This is a genomic window from Rhodoferax lacus (assembly GCF_003415675.1).
GTDB classification, from domain to species: domain Bacteria; phylum Pseudomonadota; class Gammaproteobacteria; order Burkholderiales; family Burkholderiaceae_C; genus Allorhodoferax; species Allorhodoferax lacus.
The window spans coordinates 146,060-164,364 of the sequence record NZ_QFZK01000008.1 but is presented as its reverse complement, the minus strand read 5'-3'; the positions used below and the strand labels follow the sequence as shown (position 1 = coordinate 164,364).

The 18,305-nt window shown below is 57.1% G+C and carries 19 protein-coding genes; 8 read left to right on the top strand and 11 right to left on the bottom strand.

Features of this window, described 5'->3' with window-relative positions; all coding sequences use genetic code 11:
* The first annotated feature begins 156 nt into the window (after window positions 1-156).
* Complete coding sequence (locus DIC66_RS14010; RefSeq protein WP_158558914.1) at window positions 157-1,536, top strand: di-heme oxidoredictase family protein; 1,380 nt, start codon at window positions 157-159, stop codon at window positions 1,534-1,536.
* On the opposite strand, the gene DIC66_RS14005 is transcribed toward DIC66_RS14010, so the two are convergent.
* Window positions 1,484-3,154, bottom strand: a complete 1,671-nt coding sequence (locus tag DIC66_RS14005; protein WP_117178279.1) for a CRTAC1 family protein — start codon at window positions 3,152-3,154, stop codon at window positions 1,484-1,486. The genes DIC66_RS14010 and DIC66_RS14005 overlap by 53 nt on opposite strands.
* 190 nt (window positions 3,155-3,344) lie before the next feature.
* Between DIC66_RS14005 and DIC66_RS14000 the strand changes: the two genes are divergently transcribed.
* Window positions 3,345-3,725 carry a rhodanese-like domain-containing protein gene (locus DIC66_RS14000; RefSeq protein WP_117178231.1) on the top strand — a complete coding sequence of 127 codons (381 nt, stop codon included), beginning with the start codon at window positions 3,345-3,347 and terminating at the stop codon, window positions 3,723-3,725.
* Window positions 3,726-3,774: 49 nt separating this feature from the next.
* Here DIC66_RS14000 and DIC66_RS13995 read toward each other — a convergent pair whose 3' ends face one another.
* The 4 genes from DIC66_RS13995 to ccoG are packed head-to-tail and all read right to left on the bottom strand — an operon-like array spanning window position 3,775 to window position 6,323.
* Window positions 3,775-4,134 carry a rhodanese-like domain-containing protein gene (locus DIC66_RS13995; protein WP_117178229.1) on the bottom strand — a complete coding sequence of 120 codons (360 nt, stop codon included), beginning with the start codon at window positions 4,132-4,134 and terminating at the stop codon, window positions 3,775-3,777.
* Between the two features lie 14 nt (window positions 4,135-4,148).
* On the bottom strand, window positions 4,149-4,508 hold the full coding sequence (locus DIC66_RS13990; protein ID WP_117178227.1) for a carboxymuconolactone decarboxylase family protein: 360 nt from the start codon (window positions 4,506-4,508) through the stop codon (window positions 4,149-4,151).
* Between the two features lie 35 nt (window positions 4,509-4,543).
* Window positions 4,544-4,834 carry a hypothetical protein gene (locus tag DIC66_RS13985; RefSeq protein ID WP_117178225.1) on the bottom strand — a complete coding sequence of 97 codons (291 nt, stop codon included), beginning with the start codon at window positions 4,832-4,834 and terminating at the stop codon, window positions 4,544-4,546.
* Window positions 4,835-4,862: 28 nt separating this feature from the next.
* On the bottom strand, window positions 4,863-6,323 hold the full coding sequence (gene ccoG / locus DIC66_RS13980; protein ID WP_420820494.1) for a cytochrome c oxidase accessory protein CcoG: 1,461 nt from the start codon (window positions 6,321-6,323) through the stop codon (window positions 4,863-4,865).
* Between the two features lie 282 nt (window positions 6,324-6,605).
* Between ccoG and DIC66_RS13975 the strand changes: the two genes are divergently transcribed.
* From DIC66_RS13975 to DIC66_RS13955, 5 genes are read left to right on the top strand one after another with little or no spacing between them, the layout of a single operon-like run.
* On the top strand, window positions 6,606-7,583 hold the full coding sequence (locus tag DIC66_RS13975) for an efflux RND transporter periplasmic adaptor subunit (RefSeq protein WP_158558913.1): 978 nt from the start codon (window positions 6,606-6,608) through the stop codon (window positions 7,581-7,583).
* A 7-nt stretch (window positions 7,584-7,590) separates the two neighbouring features.
* On the top strand, window positions 7,591-10,878 hold the full coding sequence (locus tag DIC66_RS13970) for an efflux RND transporter permease subunit (protein ID WP_117178277.1): 3,288 nt from the start codon (window positions 7,591-7,593) through the stop codon (window positions 10,876-10,878).
* Between the two features lie 27 nt (window positions 10,879-10,905).
* Window positions 10,906-11,130 (top strand): YgaP family membrane protein, encoded by a 225-nt coding sequence (locus DIC66_RS13965; RefSeq protein WP_117178219.1) that lies wholly within the window; start codon window positions 10,906-10,908, stop codon window positions 11,128-11,130.
* A 26-nt stretch (window positions 11,131-11,156) separates the two neighbouring features.
* Window positions 11,157-11,495 (top strand): metal-sensing transcriptional repressor, encoded by a 339-nt coding sequence (locus DIC66_RS13960; RefSeq protein ID WP_117178217.1) that lies wholly within the window; start codon window positions 11,157-11,159, stop codon window positions 11,493-11,495.
* 50 nt (window positions 11,496-11,545) lie between these two features.
* Complete coding sequence (locus DIC66_RS13955; RefSeq protein WP_117178215.1) at window positions 11,546-12,853, top strand: NAD(P)/FAD-dependent oxidoreductase; 1,308 nt, start codon at window positions 11,546-11,548, stop codon at window positions 12,851-12,853.
* A 17-nt stretch (window positions 12,854-12,870) separates the two neighbouring features.
* Here DIC66_RS13955 and DIC66_RS13950 read toward each other — a convergent pair whose 3' ends face one another.
* Complete coding sequence (locus DIC66_RS13950) at window positions 12,871-13,068, bottom strand: DUF3149 domain-containing protein (protein WP_117178275.1); 198 nt, start codon at window positions 13,066-13,068, stop codon at window positions 12,871-12,873.
* 360 nt (window positions 13,069-13,428) lie between these two features.
* On the opposite strand from DIC66_RS13950, the gene pstS reads away from it, so the two are divergent.
* Window positions 13,429-14,472: a phosphate ABC transporter substrate-binding protein PstS gene (gene pstS / locus DIC66_RS13945; RefSeq protein ID WP_117178213.1), complete on the top strand. Its 1,044-nt coding sequence runs from the start codon at window positions 13,429-13,431 to the stop codon at window positions 14,470-14,472.
* Between the two features lie 66 nt (window positions 14,473-14,538).
* On the opposite strand, the gene DIC66_RS13940 is transcribed toward pstS, so the two are convergent.
* The 5 genes from DIC66_RS13940 to DIC66_RS13920 all read right to left on the bottom strand — a co-directional run bounded on the left by DIC66_RS13940 (window position 14,539) and on the right by DIC66_RS13920 (window position 18,227).
* A complete protein-coding gene (locus tag DIC66_RS13940) occupies window positions 14,539-14,766 on the bottom strand; it encodes a hypothetical protein (protein ID WP_147321321.1) in 228 nt (75 codons plus the stop codon).
* Entirely contained in the window at window positions 14,763-16,142 is a 1,380-nt protein-coding gene (locus DIC66_RS13935) for an ATP-binding protein (protein ID WP_117178210.1), read from the bottom strand. Before DIC66_RS13935 ends, DIC66_RS13940 begins: the two co-directional genes overlap by 4 nt.
* Entirely contained in the window at window positions 16,139-16,804 is a 666-nt protein-coding gene (locus tag DIC66_RS13930; RefSeq protein WP_117178208.1) for a response regulator, read from the bottom strand. Before DIC66_RS13930 ends, DIC66_RS13935 begins: the two co-directional genes overlap by 4 nt.
* Before the next feature lie 25 nt (window positions 16,805-16,829).
* Window positions 16,830-17,342, bottom strand: coding sequence for an OmpH/Skp family outer membrane protein (locus tag DIC66_RS13925; protein ID WP_117178206.1), 513 nt, complete (start codon window positions 17,340-17,342; stop codon window positions 16,830-16,832).
* 72 nt (window positions 17,343-17,414) lie between these two features.
* Window positions 17,415-18,227, bottom strand: a complete 813-nt coding sequence (locus tag DIC66_RS13920; protein WP_117178204.1) for a serine hydrolase — start codon at window positions 18,225-18,227, stop codon at window positions 17,415-17,417.
* Window positions 18,228-18,305 lie beyond the last annotated feature (78 nt).

Here is an 18,305-nt window from a genome sequence, read left to right as displayed (position 1 = left end):
TGTCGCAATCACCTTGACATGCAGATAGATTTAACCGGGAGTGGTCGAAGCACTCCGTTGGCCTCCCCCGCCTCGATAAACAGTACGATTCAAGCAGATCCCTTCTGTCCAGCAGGCTGCGCGCAGTACCATTCAGAAAATTGAATGAGGCATCGCATGAATTTCAAGGTCGGACCATCCCTCTACACCGCTATCTTTGGTCTCGTTTGGTGTGCCATGGCCCAAGGTACCCCGGAAATTTATGACGGTCCTGCCATTTCAGTGTTCCCTGACCACGAAAAGATTGGCAAGAACTACCCTCTGAAGCAGGCCTTGTCGGATGGCAAGCGCCTGTTCATCACGAAGTTCAATACGGCAGACGGCGCCGGGCGTCCCTTCGCAACCGAACACAACTTTCCTACCCGGCGTTCAGAGTCAGGGCCCAGCTTTCAACGCATTGCGGGCCCGGATGCAAGCTCGTGCGCGGGATGCCATAACCAACCCGCAGTGGGCGGCAGTGGAGAGTTCGCCACCAACGTGTTTGTTGCTGCCCCGCAGTTCGGTTCAACGCCAAATGAATCCATCAATGCGGTGTTTGCCAATGAGCGCAACACACGCAGCCTGTGGGGCATAGGCGGCATTGAAATTGCGGCCACTGAGATGTCCCGCGAGCTGATGCGTCAGCGCGACACAGCGATACAGCGAGCCCAAAAGGAAGGCCACGACGTCGAGGTAAAGCTCAGTGCCAAGGGTGTTCCGTTCGGCAGCATTGTTGTGACGCCCGAAGGCGACCTGGACTCCACCAGGCTCGAAGGCATCAGCCCCGACCTGGTGATCAAGCCCTTCAATGCCAAGGGGACGGTGGTATCCATCCGGGATTTCACGGTTGTTGCCCTGAACCAGCACCACGGAATCGAGCCCATAGAAATGTTTGGCGAGACGCGAACGGGTTTCAAGGACTTTGACGGCGATGGCAAGGAAGGCGAGTTTTCCAATGGCCAGACAACGGCGCTCACCCTCTGGCAAGCGTCATTGCCAGCACCCAACAACCAGGGCTTTCAAAAGCATCCGGGGTTCCAACTATTCAAGCAGGTCGGATGCGACAGTTGCCACATCCCGGCCATGCATCTGCAATCGAATGTCTTCAAGGAACCCAACGAATTCAACCGTGAAGGGGTTCTGGCACCAGCAGACACCAAAAATGTCGTACGCATGCCGCTTGCCCTGGCACACGTTGGTAAAGGCTATGTGATCAACGCTTACACCGACCTCAAGCGCCATGTCATGTGCGATGACAAGCGCAATTACTTCTGCAATGAACGCAAGAAGCAGGACAAGGTGCCGCTCAATGAATTCATGACCAGCAGGTTATGGGACCTTCATACCAAGGCCCCCTATTGCCACCGTGGAGACTGCACCAGCATCACCGAAGCCATTGAGGCGCATGGAGGCGAGGCAGCAGCGGCAACCGATGCCTTTGACGCCTTGCCGCGCAAGGACAAAATTACTTTGGTGCAGTTCCTGAAGAGCCTTGGCTCACGGGATGCGGTGCATTGAGTGAGACGGGCGTAGCAGCGTCGGTAGGGCTTGGCGCTGACCAGGGCGCGGCACCGGTGGCCTTGTCCACGATATAGAAGGCGTTGGGTTTCACGGACTGCCAGGCACCCCACTGGCCGCCACTGTTGGGCCACTGCACGCGCACTTTGACCTCCTGCGCATTGCCCAGACCGAAATGCAGCCAGCCCAAATGCCCGCTGGCGTGGCCTCCCCCAATGGTGTTTTCCCGCCGAATGATGCGGCCACCCAGATCCACTTCAATCCACGCGCCAATGGCTTCCCGGTTGGAGTCACCTTCTTGCAGGCGAAGCTGCAGCCAGCCTCCCAAGCCAGTGCTGACGTTGCGCCACAGCGTGGCATTGGCCAGGCGGTTGACCACCACCATGTCCAGCATGCCATCACCATTGAAGTCCGTCAGCATGCCACCGCGCCCTGTCAGGTAGGTCACAATGCCAGCCTTGTCGCCCACCTCTTCAAAACTGCCATCGGGCTTGTACAGCAGCAGATCGTTGGTATCGCGGCTCGCGAAGTCCGCCATGGTGGACACATTGCCTTTCACAATCCACAGGTCGGCGTAGCCATCGTTGTTCACATCCTCAAACTGCGCATGCCATGCGGTGGATGGCTTGATGTCGCCCCCAACATAGGGGCGATGGGCTGTTGCCCCGCGCTTGAAGGCAACATCGGAATAGCTGGGCTTTACAACACCCTCTGTGCTGTCGAGCTTCTGCAACTTGTTGTCGGACATGCTGGTGATGAACACGTCCGGGTAGCCGGTGCCATCGAGGTCCATGCTCGCGATACCCATGCCCCAAATTTGCAGGGGTTTGAAACCATCGGTTTGCGCATAGCTGCGTAGCGGCTTGCCTGCTTGCATCTGCCATAGCTGCTCACGTCCGTTCTTGTAGTATTCGCGGTCATTGGCAACACGCAAGTCGGCGTGCCCCGAACGGTTCCAGTCACTGAACAGCATCGACAGGCTGCAAAAGCTCGGCTCCAACCTTGTGGGTGCGCCATACCGGTCTGCAGACGGCTCCGGGCGATAGACAACCGAAGGTGTGCACGTGCCCCATGGGTAGCGTTTGCGCTTGAGATCGGTGTACGTGCCAAAAGCAAGCGTAGGCAAGCGGTTTCCTGCCTCCCATGTTGCGCTGAATGCGGTGTGCCAATGGGGCGGTGTGTGAATATTCCACCGGTCATTGGCCAGCTCGAACTTGCAATTGCCCAAGCCACGGTAGATCTGTACTTCACCGACCCGCAAGACCACCACATCCGTCTTGCCATCACCGTCGATATCTATGGGGTAGGCGCCAATGGCGTTGGTCGTCTCCAACCCGGAAGCCTGCTCGACAAACTTCAGGGCAGCTCCGCGTGCAGACTGGTTGCGGTAGAACTTGGATCGGTTGGACCCAGCCGTCAGGTACATGCTGGGTAGCCCGCTGCCGTCGCAGTTGAAGGTGGCAACACCGCCCCCCACCAGAAATTCATCGTCGGAGTTTTCGAACCGGCTGTCTATACCGGCAGAGGCTGTTTCATCGGAAAACTTCGGGATGGCAAGTGCCTGAGCCTGGACCAGTGATTGACTGGTGCCAACCACCACCAGTGCGATGCCAAGCATTTTTTTGGCGGAGTTCGTGAGGGGGCAGAACATGAACGAGAGAATCCTTTTGACGTCCTCTGATCATAGTGCGCCCCAGGACGGCACCGGACTGCGCACCACGCTGCGAAGCTTGAGGTATTGGCTGTCCATTGAAATAAGATGCGGGCTTGGCGCCGCTACGCCAAACCCACCCACTCAGGAGCGTTGTATGAAGACTGCACACGATCTGGTCGCCGCCGCCAAGGCACGCGTGCCCGAAATTTCCGTAGCCAACGCCGAGCAGGCCATTCGTGAGGCCAATGTATTGGTCGATGTACGTGAAGCGGATGAATTCGCTGCGGGCCACCTGCCCGGTGCGGTGCATATATCGCGTGGCATGCTGGAGTTCCGCTTCCAGGGCATGCCCGCTCTGCAATCGCGCGACATCAAGATTGTTCTGTATTGCAAAACCAGTGGCCGTGCGGCATTGGCTGGTGCAGCCTTGCTGGAGATGGGCTATCTGAATGTGCAAAACATCACCGGAGGCTTTGATGCCTGGGTGGCCGCAGGCAAGCCAGTGGCAAAGCCTGAAGCGCCTGCTTTCGATTAGCAGTGCGACGGCGCGTGCAGGAGTCTGCTCGCTCCATCCGTCAGCGGCCTCACTGCTTCGGAAACTTGCTCCAGGTGCCTATGTTGTGCACATGCTGGTAGCCATTTTTCTTAAGCAGCATCTTGGCCATGCCGCTGCGGGTACCGCTGGCACAGCAGAGCACCACTGGCGCTGATTTGGGTATCTCAGCCAGCCGGTTGCCCAGCTCGCTTAGCGGAATGTTGATCGTCCCGGGGGCGTTGCCATGGGCAAATTCTGCGGTGGACCGGACATCAACAAGCAAGGCACCTTGTTTCTTGAGTTCGGGCAGCATGGCAATCACCCGGTTCGAGTTCCACCACTTGTAGGCAAACCAGGCGGCAAAGGCCAGCACGGGCCCATACTGTTGAAATAGTTCGGTGAGCGACATGGGGCAGTCTTGCCTTACGCGCTGACAGCGTCAGCAGACATGAGCTCAAAGGCGCTGAGTGCTTCCGCTGTGTACATCAAGGCGGGGCCACCACCCATGTAGACGCAGACCGTGAGCATCTCTTCGAGTTCCTGGCGTGTGCAACCGAGCTTGATCAGCGCCTTGACATGAAAGCCAATACAGCCCGAGCAATGTTGCGTGATGCCAATGGCAAGGGCCATCAACTCCTTGTGTTTGGCGCTGACAGCGCCCTCGGCCATGGCGCTGCGTGCCAGCTGTCCGAACGCCTGCATGGCGTCCGGCTGGGATTTGCGAAGGGGTACAAGGTTCTGGTTGATGTTCTTGATCAGGCCGGAATGGTCAAAAGTGCTCATGGTGTGTTTCTTTGGTGAAGGGTATGAATGGAGGGTCAGGGTTGTTTGCCTTGAACTTTGCAGGTGTCCGGCCGTTCACACATGGGCATGGGGCAACGGTTGACTTCAAATGGCGACATGGACAATAACGTCGTCAATGCACCCGACGCTGCAGTGACGGCCCAAAAAAAGAAAAAGCCTGCCGTGTACGCGGCCTGTCGGCTGATCTCCAGAGGGCCGTGCAACCAATGCAGGTCCTGAGGATCCACAAAAGCAAAAACTACCAATTCCAGAATGGCTGCCATCAGAAACGAGGGCCAGACAATCCACATCAATCTTTGTTTCATTTTCTTATCTCCTGTGTGCGCTGGTGCTTTAACGCGGAACAATGAACACGGCTTTTTCGGTAACTCCCTTGCCGAGGTCGGGCGCGTCAATCTTGAAGTGAATGGTGTGCGAACCCGGTTCTGCCCCTTCATAAGGCAGTTGCAGACGCACCGGAATCCAGCGCGATTGCGTGGACTCAATGACGGTATCCTGTTCACTGGCCACCGTGAGGTCTGGCATCCCTTCGACAGAGATGTGGAAGTGCTGCGTGGACTCGGTGGCATTCATCACCTGGATGCGGAACACGTTCTCGATCTTTCCACCCTCGGCAATACGCGCCAGGGAGCCACGGTCACGCACCACGTCCACCTTGAACGGTATGCGAATCGCAAGACTGATCGACATTGCCAGCACCACTGCCAACAGAATAGTGGTGTAGATCAGAACGCGGGGCCTGAACACATGGCTGATGGTTTGCGCCTTGGTCCACCTCTGCTCCAGTGCGTGTTCGGTGGTGTACTTCACCAGGCCGCGAGCATAGCCAACCTTGTCCATCACCGTGTCGCACACATCGGCGCAGGCGCCGCAGCCTATGCACTCGTACTGCAGCCCATTGCGGATATCGATGCCGGTTGGGCACACCTGCACGCACAGGCTGCAGTCCACACAAGCGCCCAAGTTCAGGGTAGACAGGTCAGCCTTCTTGCTGCGCGCACCGCGCGGCTCGCCACGGTCCTTGTCGTAGGTGACGATGAGCGTGTCCTTGTCGAACATGGCGCTCTGGAAGCGTGCATAGGGGCACATGTACTTGCACACCTGTTCGCGCATGAAGCCGGCGTTGCCGTAGGTGGCAAAGGCGTAGAAGAATGTCCAGAAAATTTCCCACGAACCCAATTCCCATTGGGCAAATTCACCAGCCAAAGTGTGGATGGGCGTGAAATAGCCTACGAAGGTAAACCCGGTCCACAGTGCCACAGCGATCCACAAGAACTGCTTGGCGGCCTTGCGGCCAAACTTCTCGGCCGTCCAGGAAGCAGCATCGCGGCGCATGCGGGCAGAACGGTCGCCCTCGGTCAGTTTTTCCAGCCACAGAAAGATTTCGGTATACACGGTCTGCGGACAGGCATAGCCGCACCACAGACGCCCGGCTACTGCGGTGAACAGGAACAGCGAGTAGGCCGCAATCACCAGGATGCCGGTCAGGTATATGAAGTCCTGGGGGTACAGCACCAGACCAAAGATATAAAAGCGCCGCGCACCCAAGTCAAACAGCACCGCCTGTCGCTGACCCCACTCCAACCAGGGCAGACCGTAGAACACGATCTGTGTCAGGAACACCAGCGCCCAACGCCAGCGCGAGAACAGGCCGGAGACGCTGCGCGGGTAGATCTTTTTGTGCGCTTGATACAGCGACACCAATTCCGCATCGGCCCCGGGTGGCGGCTCTATGGGAGCCTTGGAGACAGTGATGGGAATGTTCTTGAGTACCGAGGATTTTGAATCGGACACGTGCAGCTTTCAACCTGTTACTTGAAATCTTGATAATACTCATACCCGTATCAATGCGCATGATTTAAATCAATTGTTTAAGGGGGATTAATTTGACTTTGTCAGGCTATTGCATACCCATACCAGTATGTACTACACTTGTTGAATTCAAGAAAACAGGTGATCGTGATGCGCTTGCAAATGAAACTGAAGAAGCTTTCCCCGAAGGTGCTTGTATGGGCTTTGGCGTGCTCGGTGGTGGGTTCGTTGCCAACGATGGCGTGTGCAGAGGCAGTGCCCACAGTGGCTGCACAGAGCACAGCCAACGCCGGCAGCTACGTTTTGGACGGTGTGATTCAGGCTGTCAAGCAAAGCACGGTGTCCGCGCAGGCCACAGGGCGTATTGCCAGCTTCAATGTCAAGGCTGGCGACAAGGTGCACGCCGGGCAGGTTCTTGCCAGCATTGATGACCGTGAGGCACAGGTTGGAATCCAGCGGGCACAGGCGCAAATCACGCAGGCCGATGCCGAGCTGCGAAATGCCAAGTCGCAAATGGAGCGCACCCGCGATTTGCAACTGCAGGGATTTGTCAGCAAGGCCGCTTTTGACACAGCCAATACGCAGTACCAATCAGCCCAGGCACAGCGCGAGCAAGCCAAAGCTGACGCACTCCAGTCCGTTATCGTACAAGGCTTCACCCGTGTGACTGCGCCCATGGATGGCTGGGTGTTGCAGACGTTCGTGCAGGCCGGTGATGTGGCGGCTCCCGGCACACCTATGTTAGTGGTGTATGCACCCCAGCCCCTGCGTGCGGTGGTGCAAGTTCCGGCATCGCGTAGTCAGGCGGTGCGCCAGGCCAAGCATACGGCGGTCATGGTCGGCAGTGGGACTTCTGGATCCAACCAAAGCATCACTCCCTTGAACCGCCTGGAGGTGCCCTCCAGTGACCCCGTATCCCAGACCACTGAGTGGCGCATGGACTTGCCGGCCAAGGATGCTGCGTCCCTTTTGCCCGGTCAACAGGTGCGTGTGAGCTTTGCGGTTGAGTCAAATACCACTGTGTCCCGTTTGGTGGTTCCTGCATCGGCGGTGGTGCGGCGCAACGAATTGACTGCCGTGTATGTGGTCATGAACCAGCATTTCGCTTTGCGTTCAGTGCGTTTGGGTGATGACCTGGGTAGCCAAGGCGTGGAGGTTCTCTCGGGTCTGCGCGCAGGGGAACTGGTTGCAACCGACACGCTGCGCGCTGCACAAGCAGATGCTGTTCCTGCCGCCAAGTGAGACCGGCATGAACAACTCCCAAGCCTTAGGAATTTCGGGCCGTATAGCGGCTGCTTTTCAAAGCAATGCGCTCACGCCCCTGTTGGCGCTGGTTGCCCTACTGCTGGGCCTCTTTGCCGTGCTGGTAACGCCCCGCGAGGAGGAGCCGCAAATCAATGTGACCATGGCCAATGTGCTGATTCCCTTCCCCGGGGCCAGCAGCATTGATGTACAAAACATGGTAGCCAAACCTGCCGAGCAGGTGCTGGGGCAGATGGCCGGAATTGAGCACACTTACTCTGTGGCTCGCCCCGGCATGGCCATCCTTACAGTGCAATTCAAGGTGGGGGTTGCGCACTCCGAAGCATTGGTCCGTCTCTTTGACGTCTTGAATGCCAACCAGGACTGGTTGCCACAAGGCTTGGGCACACTGGCCCCCATTGTCAAGCCCAAGGGGATTGATGACGTGCCGGTGGTGGCGGTGACCTTGTGGGCCAAAGACACAATGTCTGCGATGGACCTGGAAACCGTGGCCCACGCACTGGAGGCCGAGGTCAAGGCGGTTCCCGGAGTGCGCGAAGTCAAGACCATGGGTGGGCCCGGACGCTCCGTGCAGATTCAGGTGGACCCGGCCCGCATGCGTGCACGTGGCATTGACATCCTGACGCTGCAGAAAATGGTGGGAGCAGCAAACTACGGCATGCCTGCCGGTGCGGTGGCCAGTCCAAGTGCCAATGCACAAATGCTGAGCGTGGAAGCCGGTGAGTTCCTGCGCAATGCTGAGGACGTAGCCGATATGGTGGTGGGCGTGAGCAACGGCAAACCCGTGTTCCTGCGCGATGTGGCCGTCGTGAGCGCGGGCGCACAGCAGACTACCAGGTACGTGTGGTTTACCCCAGGTGCTGCTGCTGAGAAAGAAGTTGGGCAGGAGAAAGGCCAGGAAGCTGCAGCCCAGACCGGTCAGACTTATCCGGCAGTGACCATCCAGGTCACCAAAAAGCCCGGCGAAAACGCAGTAGATGTATCGACCGCCGTGCGCGCCAAGATTGACGCTCTGCGCAACACTGTGATCCCCGCCAATGTGCAAGTCACCGCCACACGCGACTACGGTCTGACCGCGGCCGAGAAGGCTAACAAGCTGATCCAGAAGTTGGCTTTTGCCACCGGCTCGGTGATTCTGCTGGTCGGCTTTGCGCTCGGCCGGCGTGAAGCCATCATCGTAGGCGCCGCTGTGATTCTGACGCTCACGGCCACGCTGTTTGCCTCCTGGGCCTGGGGCTTCACACTCAACCGTGTGTCTTTGTTTGCCCTGATTTTCTCGATTGGCATTCTGGTAGACGACGCCATCGTGGTAGTCGAAAACATCCACCGCCACCAGCAGCTCGAGCCCGATGCGCGGCTTGTGGACATCATTCCCCGTGCCGTGGATGAAGTGGGCGGCCCCACGATTCTGGCCACGCTCACGGTGATTGCGGCCTTGCTGCCCATGGCCTTTGTGTCAGGCTTGATGGGGCCCTATATGAGTCCGATCCCAATCAACTCCAGTTTGGGTATGGCAATTTCCCTGGCCATTGCTTTCACCGTGACGCCTTGGTTGGCCTTGAAATTCATGCGGGAGCATGGCGGACACGCATCGCACGAAAAGGGCCAAGCACAAGACGAAGTAAAAGCCTCCAAAGTGCAAAGACTTTTTGACAGCATCTTGTCACCCTTTCTAAACAGCGCGCGCAAGCGCTGGATGCTGCTGGCTGGCATTCTGGGTGCATTGCTGCTGTCGGTGGGACTGGCCGTGGTGCAACTGGTGGTACTCAAGATGCTACCTTTTGACAACAAGAGTGAGTTCCAAGTGGTGGTGGATATGCCAGCGGGGACCCCGCTCGAAGAGACCGCAGCCGCGCTGCAGGAACTGGGTGCCTTTCTTGCGCTTCAACCCGAGGTCACCAACCTGCAGGCGTACGCCGGAACGGCATCTCCTATCACCTTCAATGGCTTGGTGCGTCAGTACTATCTGCGCGCCGATGCGGAGCAGGGCGATCTGCAGGTGAACTTGGTGGACAAGCACCACCGCAGTGACAAGAGCCATGTGATTGCACAGCGCTTGCGCCCGGCACTGGAGAAGATAGGCCTTGCACACCATGCACGAATCAAGGTGGTAGAAGTGCCACCGGGCCCTCCGGTGATGTCGCCCCTGGTGGCGGAAATCTATGGCCCGGACGAAACTGGCCGTCAGCACCTGGCGCAACAAGTGGAAAGGTCCTTTGCTGCCACACAGGACATCGTCGCCATCGACACCACCTTGCGCGAAATCGCTGCACGCGCCTTCCTGCGCGTGCGCCGCCAGCGTGCGGACAGTCTCGGGATTCCGGTAGCCGCTGTGGCCCAGACCGTTGCTTCGGCCCTGTCGGGCACTGACGCCGCCTTCCTGCACGACGGCCAGTCCAAATACCCGGTGCCAGTGCGCATCCAGTTGCCGTTGCAAAGCCAGGTCGGACTGGACGCGATCCTGGCGTTGCCTATGCGTGCTGCCAATGGCCAGTTAGTGCCGCTCTCGGAACTGGTGCAGGTAGAAATGGGTGTGATCGATAAGCCGCTCTACACGAAGGACCTCAAGGGCGTGAGCTATGTGTTTGGCGACATGGCCGGCAAGCTGGACTCACCCCTGTACGGCCTGTTTGCGATTCGCTCCACCATCGATAAGCAGGTAAAGACCACAGTGGGCGAGTACTGGATCCACCAACCCTCAGACACCTACCGTCAGTACGCCCTGAAGTGGGATGGTGAGTCCCAAATCACCTATGACACTTTCCGCGACATGGGTGCGGCCTATGGCGTGGGCCTGATCCTTATCTACCTCCTGGTGGTGGCTCAGTTCAAGAGCTACCTTACGCCGCTGGTGATCATGGCGCCCATACCCTTGACGATTATTGGCGTGATGCCAGGTCACGCGCTTCTGGGCTCGCAGTTCACGGCCACCAGCATGATTGGCATGATTGCCCTAGCTGGCATCATTGTTCGCAATTCCATCCTTTTGGTGGATTTCATTGAGCTGCAAGTCACCCAGGGCGTGGACTTCAAGACTGCTGTACTGCAGTCCGCTGTGGTGCGTGCGCAGCCGATTGTGCTCACCGGCTTAGCGGCCATGATAGGCGCCTTCTTCATTCTGGACGACCCGATCTTCAATGGCTTGGCCATCTCCCTGATCTTCGGCATTCTGGTATCCACCATGCTCACGCTGGTGGTGATACCTGTTCTGTATTACGCGCTGTTCCGGCGCCGTATGGAAGCGCGCGCAGACGCGAAGATTGTTTCCCCGTAAGCAACCCTTATCAACCAGGAGATTCCCATGACCGTAGACCGCTATATTCACCTCCTCGCCGGCAGCTTCATTCTGCTGTCGCTGGCCTTTGGCGTGGACGCCAGCCCGATATTTATCTCACACTACTGGTTGTTCTTTACAGCCTTTGTAGGTGCCAATTTGTTCCAGTTTGGTATTACCAAATTCTGCCCTATGGGCTGGATACTAAAAAAACTGGGCGTGCCAGAGTCCAAAACAAATTGTGGGGTGTGATCGCGGTCTCTTTGATGGAGAACATTATGAGCGAACCAAATTCGCAGGTCACACAGCGCAAACCCGCCAAAGTACTGCATGGCCTGGAGAAAGACGATGCCCGAACCGACATCCTGAATCGACTGCGCCGTGCCGAGGGTCAGATCCGCGGCATACAGCGCATGCTGGAAGAAGGTGAAGATTGTCAGAGCATAGGGCACCAATTTTCTGCTGCGCGCAAGGCGCTCGACAGTACCTATCTGCGCATGACCCTGTGCTTTGCTGAGCAAGAAATAGAAACTCTGATGGCCAACGGCAGCCCCCAGAGTGAGACAAAAGCAGTGGTGCTTAAGGATTTGGAAACCATGCTGGCCCGCATGCGCTAAGTCCTGACAGCCCTCACCCTTTCAATAAATACAACACCAGGAGAATTCTCATGTCCCACATCGTAATCGTAGGCGCAGGAATAGGCGGCATGCCCGCTGCATATGAACTGCGCGAATTGCTGCCCAAAGAGCACAAGATCACCGTCGTCAATGCGGTGGACTACTTCCAGTTCGTACCCAGCAACCCCTGGATTGCTGTGGGCTGGCGACAACGCGAAGACATTACCTTGCCCATACGGCCGTATCTGGAGCGAAAGGGCATTGGGTTTATTGCCCAGCCAGTCACAGCCATCAACGCCGAGGCAAATATGCTGACCTTGGGCAATGGTGAATCGCTGGCCTACGACTATTTGGTGATCACCACAGGGCCCAAGCTGTCCTTCAGCGAAGTGCCTGGTGCCGGACCCGTTTCTCACGGTGGTGGCGGATTCACCCATTCCGTCTGCAGCGTGGACCATGCCCAGGCCTTCTGGGCCGACTACGAAAACTTCCTCACGAACCCTGGCCCGGTGGTGATAGGTGCCATGCCCGGCGCAAGCTGCTTTGGTCCGGCCTATGAATTCGCCTTCATCTTGGATACGGACCTGCGCAAACGCAAGCTGCGCAACAAGGTGCCCATTACCTATGTATCGAGCGAACCCTATATCGGTCACCTGGGCCTGGGCGGTGTGGGCGACAGCAAATCCATGTTGGAGTCCGAAATGCGCAACCGGGACATGAAGTGGATTACCAACGCCAAGACCACCCTGGTTGAAGACGGCAAGATGTTTGTCACCCAGCTCGACGACCTGGGCAATGTCTACAAGGAGCACGAGCTTCCCTTCAAGCTGTCCATGATGCTGCCAGCCTTCAAGGGCGTGGACGCGGTCGCTGCCGTACCCAATCTTTGCAATCCGCGCGGCTTTGTGCTTATTGACGAATACCAGCGAAGCAAGGCGTATAGAAACATTTTCTCGGCTGGCGTATGCGTGGCCATACCGCCTGTGGAAGTCACACCGGTTGCCACTGGAACGCCCAAGACTGGCTACATGATTGAGAGCATGGTAGGCGCAATTGCACACAACATTGCAGATGAACTGGCTGGTAAGCCGGCGAACGCCAAGGGGACGTGGAATGCCATCTGTCTGGCTGACATGGGTGACACGGGCGCTGCCTTTGTGGCTCTTCCGCAAATCCCGCCGCGCAATGTGAATTGGTTCAAGAAGGGCAAGTGGGTGCACTTGGCCAAGATTGCGTTCGAAAAATACTTTATGCGCAAGATTCGCAAAGGTACTTCCGAACCGGTCTATGAAAAGTATGTGCTAAAGGCGTTGGGTATTGTGCGGCTGGCGGAGAAGATACCCCATTCGCACCACTAGGCCTCACCGGCAGGTAGTCAGCGCATCAACAACTCCGGGAGGCGCTTGCTTCCTTGGGAAGGAACTATTTTTTTCTTGCTGGCAAGGGCTTCTGCCTCATCCATTTTGCGGTTGATATACCAGTAAAAAAATACTGCCATCCCGAGCATGAATGCTATGCCGCTAATACTCATGATCCCATAATCGGTAGTGAAGAGGTCGGTAAGTAGCTTCATATTGGACTCCTTGTAAAGTTCCAGTGTCCACCTCAATTCCTGGATTCGATTGACAATAATCAATCGCAAAATGTCATGAAGGACCAGTTAACACGCATTTTATTTTGCACAAGCTATCTCAGTGAGTAAAACGCCTGCTAGTTCTGAAAAAATGTACTCTAGTTATGGCTGCCAGTAGCGCTTTCAAGGAATGAGTTCTGCTCAAAGCGCAAGTTAGGCGGACATTATTGTGGACAGACATCCCCGCAAATGACTGTGCGCTCAGCGCTGACAATTAAGTGAAACTTAAATCGCAGTGACTGTCACCGAACTGTCACTTCCGGCTCATACCTTAGCGGCCTCACAACCCAAGGTTCATCCATGAATAAAGCCCCCTCAGTCCTTTCTCTTGCCGTCGCATCACTCACGTCGTTGGCCTTCACCATGCCGCTATATGCCCAGGATGTCACCGGTGCAGGCGCCAGCTTTCCGGCTCCCGTATACGCCAAATGGGCTTCGGACTACAACAAGGCAAGCGGCGTCAAAGTGAACTACCAGTCCATTGGATCGGGTGGCGGCATCAAGCAGATTGATTCAAAGACAGTGGACTTTGGCGCCTCCGACATGCCCCTGAGCGACGAGGTGCTCAAGTCCAAGGGTCAGCTGCAGTTCCCCACCGTTATGGGTGGTGTGGTGCCGGTCATCAACATCAAGGGCATTGCACCCGGGCAGCTCAAGTTCACAGGCCCGCTGTTGGCCGACATCTTCCTGGGCAAGGTGACCAAGTGGAATGATCCCGCCATCAAGACCCTGAACCCGACACTGGCCTTGCCGGATGCAGACATCGCACTGGTCCGCCGCGCAGACGGCTCGGGCACCACCTTTATTTTCACCAACTACCTGAGCAAAGTCAGTATGGAATGGAAGACCAAAGTCGGCGAGGGAACGGCTGTGAATTGGCCCAGCGGTGCGGGTGGCAAGGGTAATGAGGGGGTATCCGCCTTCGTCAATCGCCTTCCCAATTCGATGGGCTACGTTGAGTATTCCTATGTGAAGCAGAACAAGATGAACTACGCCTTGCTGCAGAACGCAGCCGGTAATTTTGTGCAGCCCGACGACACGGCTTTCAAGGCGGCCGCCGCCGGCGCAGACTGGAGCAAATCGTTCTACCAGATTCTTACCAACCAGCCTGGCAAGGACTCATGGCCCATCAGCGGTGCCACATTCATCCTGATGCACAACACGCAGGACAAGCCGGCAAATGCCAGCGAAGTGCTGAAGTTCTTCAATTGGGCCTATGCCAACGGCGCAAAGGCTGCTGCCGACCTGGACTACGTCCCTATGCCAGCTGCTGTGGTTGCTGCAATCCAGAAGTCCTGGGGTGACATCAAGGACGCAAGCGGCAAGGCCGTCCCCTACAAGTAATCAATCCCATCCGCTTGAAGGCCGTGAAGCCAGGCTTCATGGCCTTTTTCAATTCGAAATGGAAAGCTACTTGCGCGCCGGCCAGAAAGGCAGAATCACAGAGGGTTCAATGGTGACTTTTTCCGATGCGAGCTTGATCTTTTGGCGGATCACATCGTCGCTGTCATTCGCATAGAGGGGTGCAATCACCTGACTGTACGGCCCCTTGGTAAAGGTGTTGATACGTAGCGCATTGCTGAGACCAACACTGCCGAACATCAACAGGATCGTGCAGGCTACAAGAAGTGGCTTCATGGTGGGGACGTTGCTCCGTGATGGGGGGACGGGTAAGGAGATGCCATGCGATAGGCCTCGAATGTCAGGCTGAATTCCAGGCCGCCCAGGGCCGTGGACTTTCTCATTTCAATTTTCGCTGCATGCAAATCGGCGATGGCCTGGACAATGGACAGGCCCAATCCACTGCCGGACACCGGATTGCCCGGTATCCGGTAAAACCTGTCCATGACACGCTGCAGGTCGCCCTCTGGAATGCCTGGGCCATTGTCTTCAATGACAAGGCGTACGGACCGCGCACTCGCCTCCACCCGGAAGTCAATCTTGCTGTGGTCAGGTGAGTACTTGACGGCGTTGTCAAGCAGGTTGCGCAGCATGATGCGCAAGCCTTCCTCGTGGCCCATCACATAGCACTCGTCGGATTGCATCAACCCCATGTCCATATGTTTTTGCTGGGCCAAGGGGTACACGTCGTTGAACGCCAGCAGGCTGAGCCGGTTGATCTCGACGGGCCGGGCACTGCTGTGCAACTCTGCGTTGGCCTGCTGCCTGGCCAGCACCATCAACTGCTCCACCAGGCGGGTGGCACGGTCAATCCCGGACCCCAGGCGCTGGACGGCGATGTCCCTATCCTTGTTGGTGCTGGAGCGCCGCAACTGCTCAACCTGTAACTTCAGCGCGGAGAGCGGCGAACGCAATTCGTGGGCGGCATCGGCTACAAAGTTCTTCTGGACATCGAAGGCATGGCGCATGCGCCGCAGCAAGAGGTTGAGTTCCTCAACCAAGGGGCGTACTTCATTGGGCAAACCCGTGGTGTCCACTTCGTCCAGTGATTCTGCCTTTCGCGTGGCTATCTGGCGCTGTACGCGGGTCACTGGAGCCAGGGACGAGGTCACCACCCACCACACCATGAAGAGCAGCAACGTGACCATGATGATGATGGGTATGGTGGTTCTGAAGGCCAAATTTCTTGCCAGGCTGCGCCGGGCGGCGCGGTCCTGTGCGATCTGTATCAGATGGTTGCCGTAGCGCAGGGAATAGAGCTTGTAGGTCGTTCCGCGTGCGTCAAACAAGCTGAATCCAGTGCCGTCCCGCTGTGGCAATGGTGTACTGGAAGAGGATTGAAAAAGTACCTTGCCGTCTGATGCGGACACCTGCACGATGAACTCAAAGCCTTCGTCCTCTTCCTGGCGAAAGCCATTGCTGTAGCCGTCGATATTCAATCCGGAGCGTAGCGACAAGGCCATCTGCTGCATCTGGTAGTCGAAGATCTCGTTGGTTTCATCCAGCGATGTCCGGTACGCGATAAAGGACTGGATGCACGCGGTAATGAGCACGGCTGAAAAAAGCAGCAGCAAAAGCCGGGCCCGCAGCGAGTTGGTGACCTTGCGTTTCATGGGCTCTCTTTGGAAATCATGTAGCCCACTCCGCGCACGTTCTGAATCAGCTCGGCGCCTATCTTCTTGCGCAGGCTGTGGATATGGACCTCTATGGCATTGCTGCTGACGCCATCTTTCCAGCTATACATCCGCTCTTCGAGCTGCTTGCGTGACAGCACCATGCCGGGGCGGACCAGTAGCAACTCCAGGATGACCCACTCCCGGGCCGACACCACCACCGGCAAGCCATCCACTGTCACCTCGCGTGTTGCAGGATCAATGCTGACACCCGCATAGGTGTACACCGGTTCAGCACGTCCGGCGGCCCTTCGAACCAGGGAGCGGATTCTGGCCAACATCTCGCCCAGGTCATAGGGCTTGACGATGTAATCATCGGCGCCCGCGTCCAGGCCCTCTATGCGTTGGGCGATGGCATCGCGTGCGGTGGCCACCAATACCGGTGTTCGGTTCTTGCGGTCCCGCAAGGTTTTTAGCACCGTCAGCCCGTCACACAGGGGCAAGCCCAGGTCCAGCAGGATGAGGTCGTATGGCTGGTCTTCCAGAACGGACAGTGCGAGGGCGCCGTCCTTCACCCAGTCGACGGCATAGCCCTCATTGCGCAGAAGATCAAGTACGGACTCGCCGATCATCGTATCGTCTTCAATCAACAGCAAGCGCATGACAGGCCTCTTGAATCAGCAGGGTTTACTGGGCGTCCATGATTTGAATGACCTTGGCCGTGATGTCCACCCCAGGGGCCGTGTAGACAGTGTCCTGAAACACGATATGCATTTGGGAGCTCTCTGCAAGCTTCTTCACGGCCTGGGTTGCGATACTGAATACATGCTGAATGTCGTCACGCTTTCTGGCATCCCGGTCTTCCGCAAATTGCTGACTGCGGCGCTTGAGGTCCCGGGCCAGATCATCGATTTCTTTTTGCCTGGCTGTCAACTGTGACGGATTCAAAGTGGGCCCGACTTTGTCCAGATCGGCAGACTTCTCCTTGAGCGCGGAGGACATGGTCCGCAGCTCGGCTTCTTGGGGCAGGAAATCTGCCTGGAACTTAGCCAACGCGTCCTTTGCCACCTTGGAGTCACTCAGTATCTTGCGTGCATTGATGCTGGTGGCCGTGGGCAAATCGGCGGGCACGGCCCTGGCTTGGGTGGCCGCGCCCAGCAGGCAGAGAATGGAAACGATCAGATGGCCTATGCGCTTCATGGGATTCTCCAGGAGAAGACGTGAAATGGACAATTGGCGCGTTCGGCACCGGCAGCTTGGAAGCGGGTGTGCTCAGAGCGAGACGGGATGCAGTTTGCTCAGGTATTGACGAATCTGAACGGCGTCCTGCAGCCGAATGGCATTCGCTCCCGCGTTCAGCAATACTAGGGTAGTGTGGGCACCGGATTGTTGAATCCGCATGATGAGGCAATGGCCGGCCTCATTGGTGAAGCCCGTCTTGGACAGCAAAACATCCCAACCCTTTGCACCAACCAAGCGGTTGGTATTGTGGACCGTATACAGACGTCCGTTCATGTGTATGGCCTCGGATTTGTCGGTGGTGATATTCACGATCTGCGGATAGTGTGCCGCTGCCTGCGCCATTTTCGCCAAATCTGACGCCGTCGAGGTGTTTTCCGGCGAAAGTCCGGTGGGCTCCTTGATGGTGGTGTTGTGTAGACCCAGTGACCGGATCTTGGCTTGCACGGCCTGCAGGAAAGCCGCATTGCTGCCGGGGTAAGTCCGGGCCAGCGAAGCTGCGGCACGGTTGTCAGAAGACATCAATGCCAACTCGAATATTTCCCTGCGCTTCAAGGTGGTCCCAATGGGAACATGCGACTTGCTGTGTTTGAGCATATCCACGTCCGAAGCCTGAATGGAGATGGTCTCGTTCATATCCGGCTTGCTGTCCAAGACCACCATGGCAGTCATCAACTTGGTGAGCGAGGCAATCGGGGCGACAGTGTTGGCGCCCTTGGATAGCAGGATCTGACCCGTGTCATCGCTGACCACGAAGACGTGCTCGGATTGCAGGCTGGCAGCTTGGCAAACGCCAAGGCCCAACAGCAAGAAAATGCACAGGGCTTTGATTGGCTTTGAATTCATCGTAAGGGCATTAGCTGAATGGGGGCAGCCCTCGCACAGACAGAGCGCCAAGGCCGTGACGCTGTACGCACGGCCTTG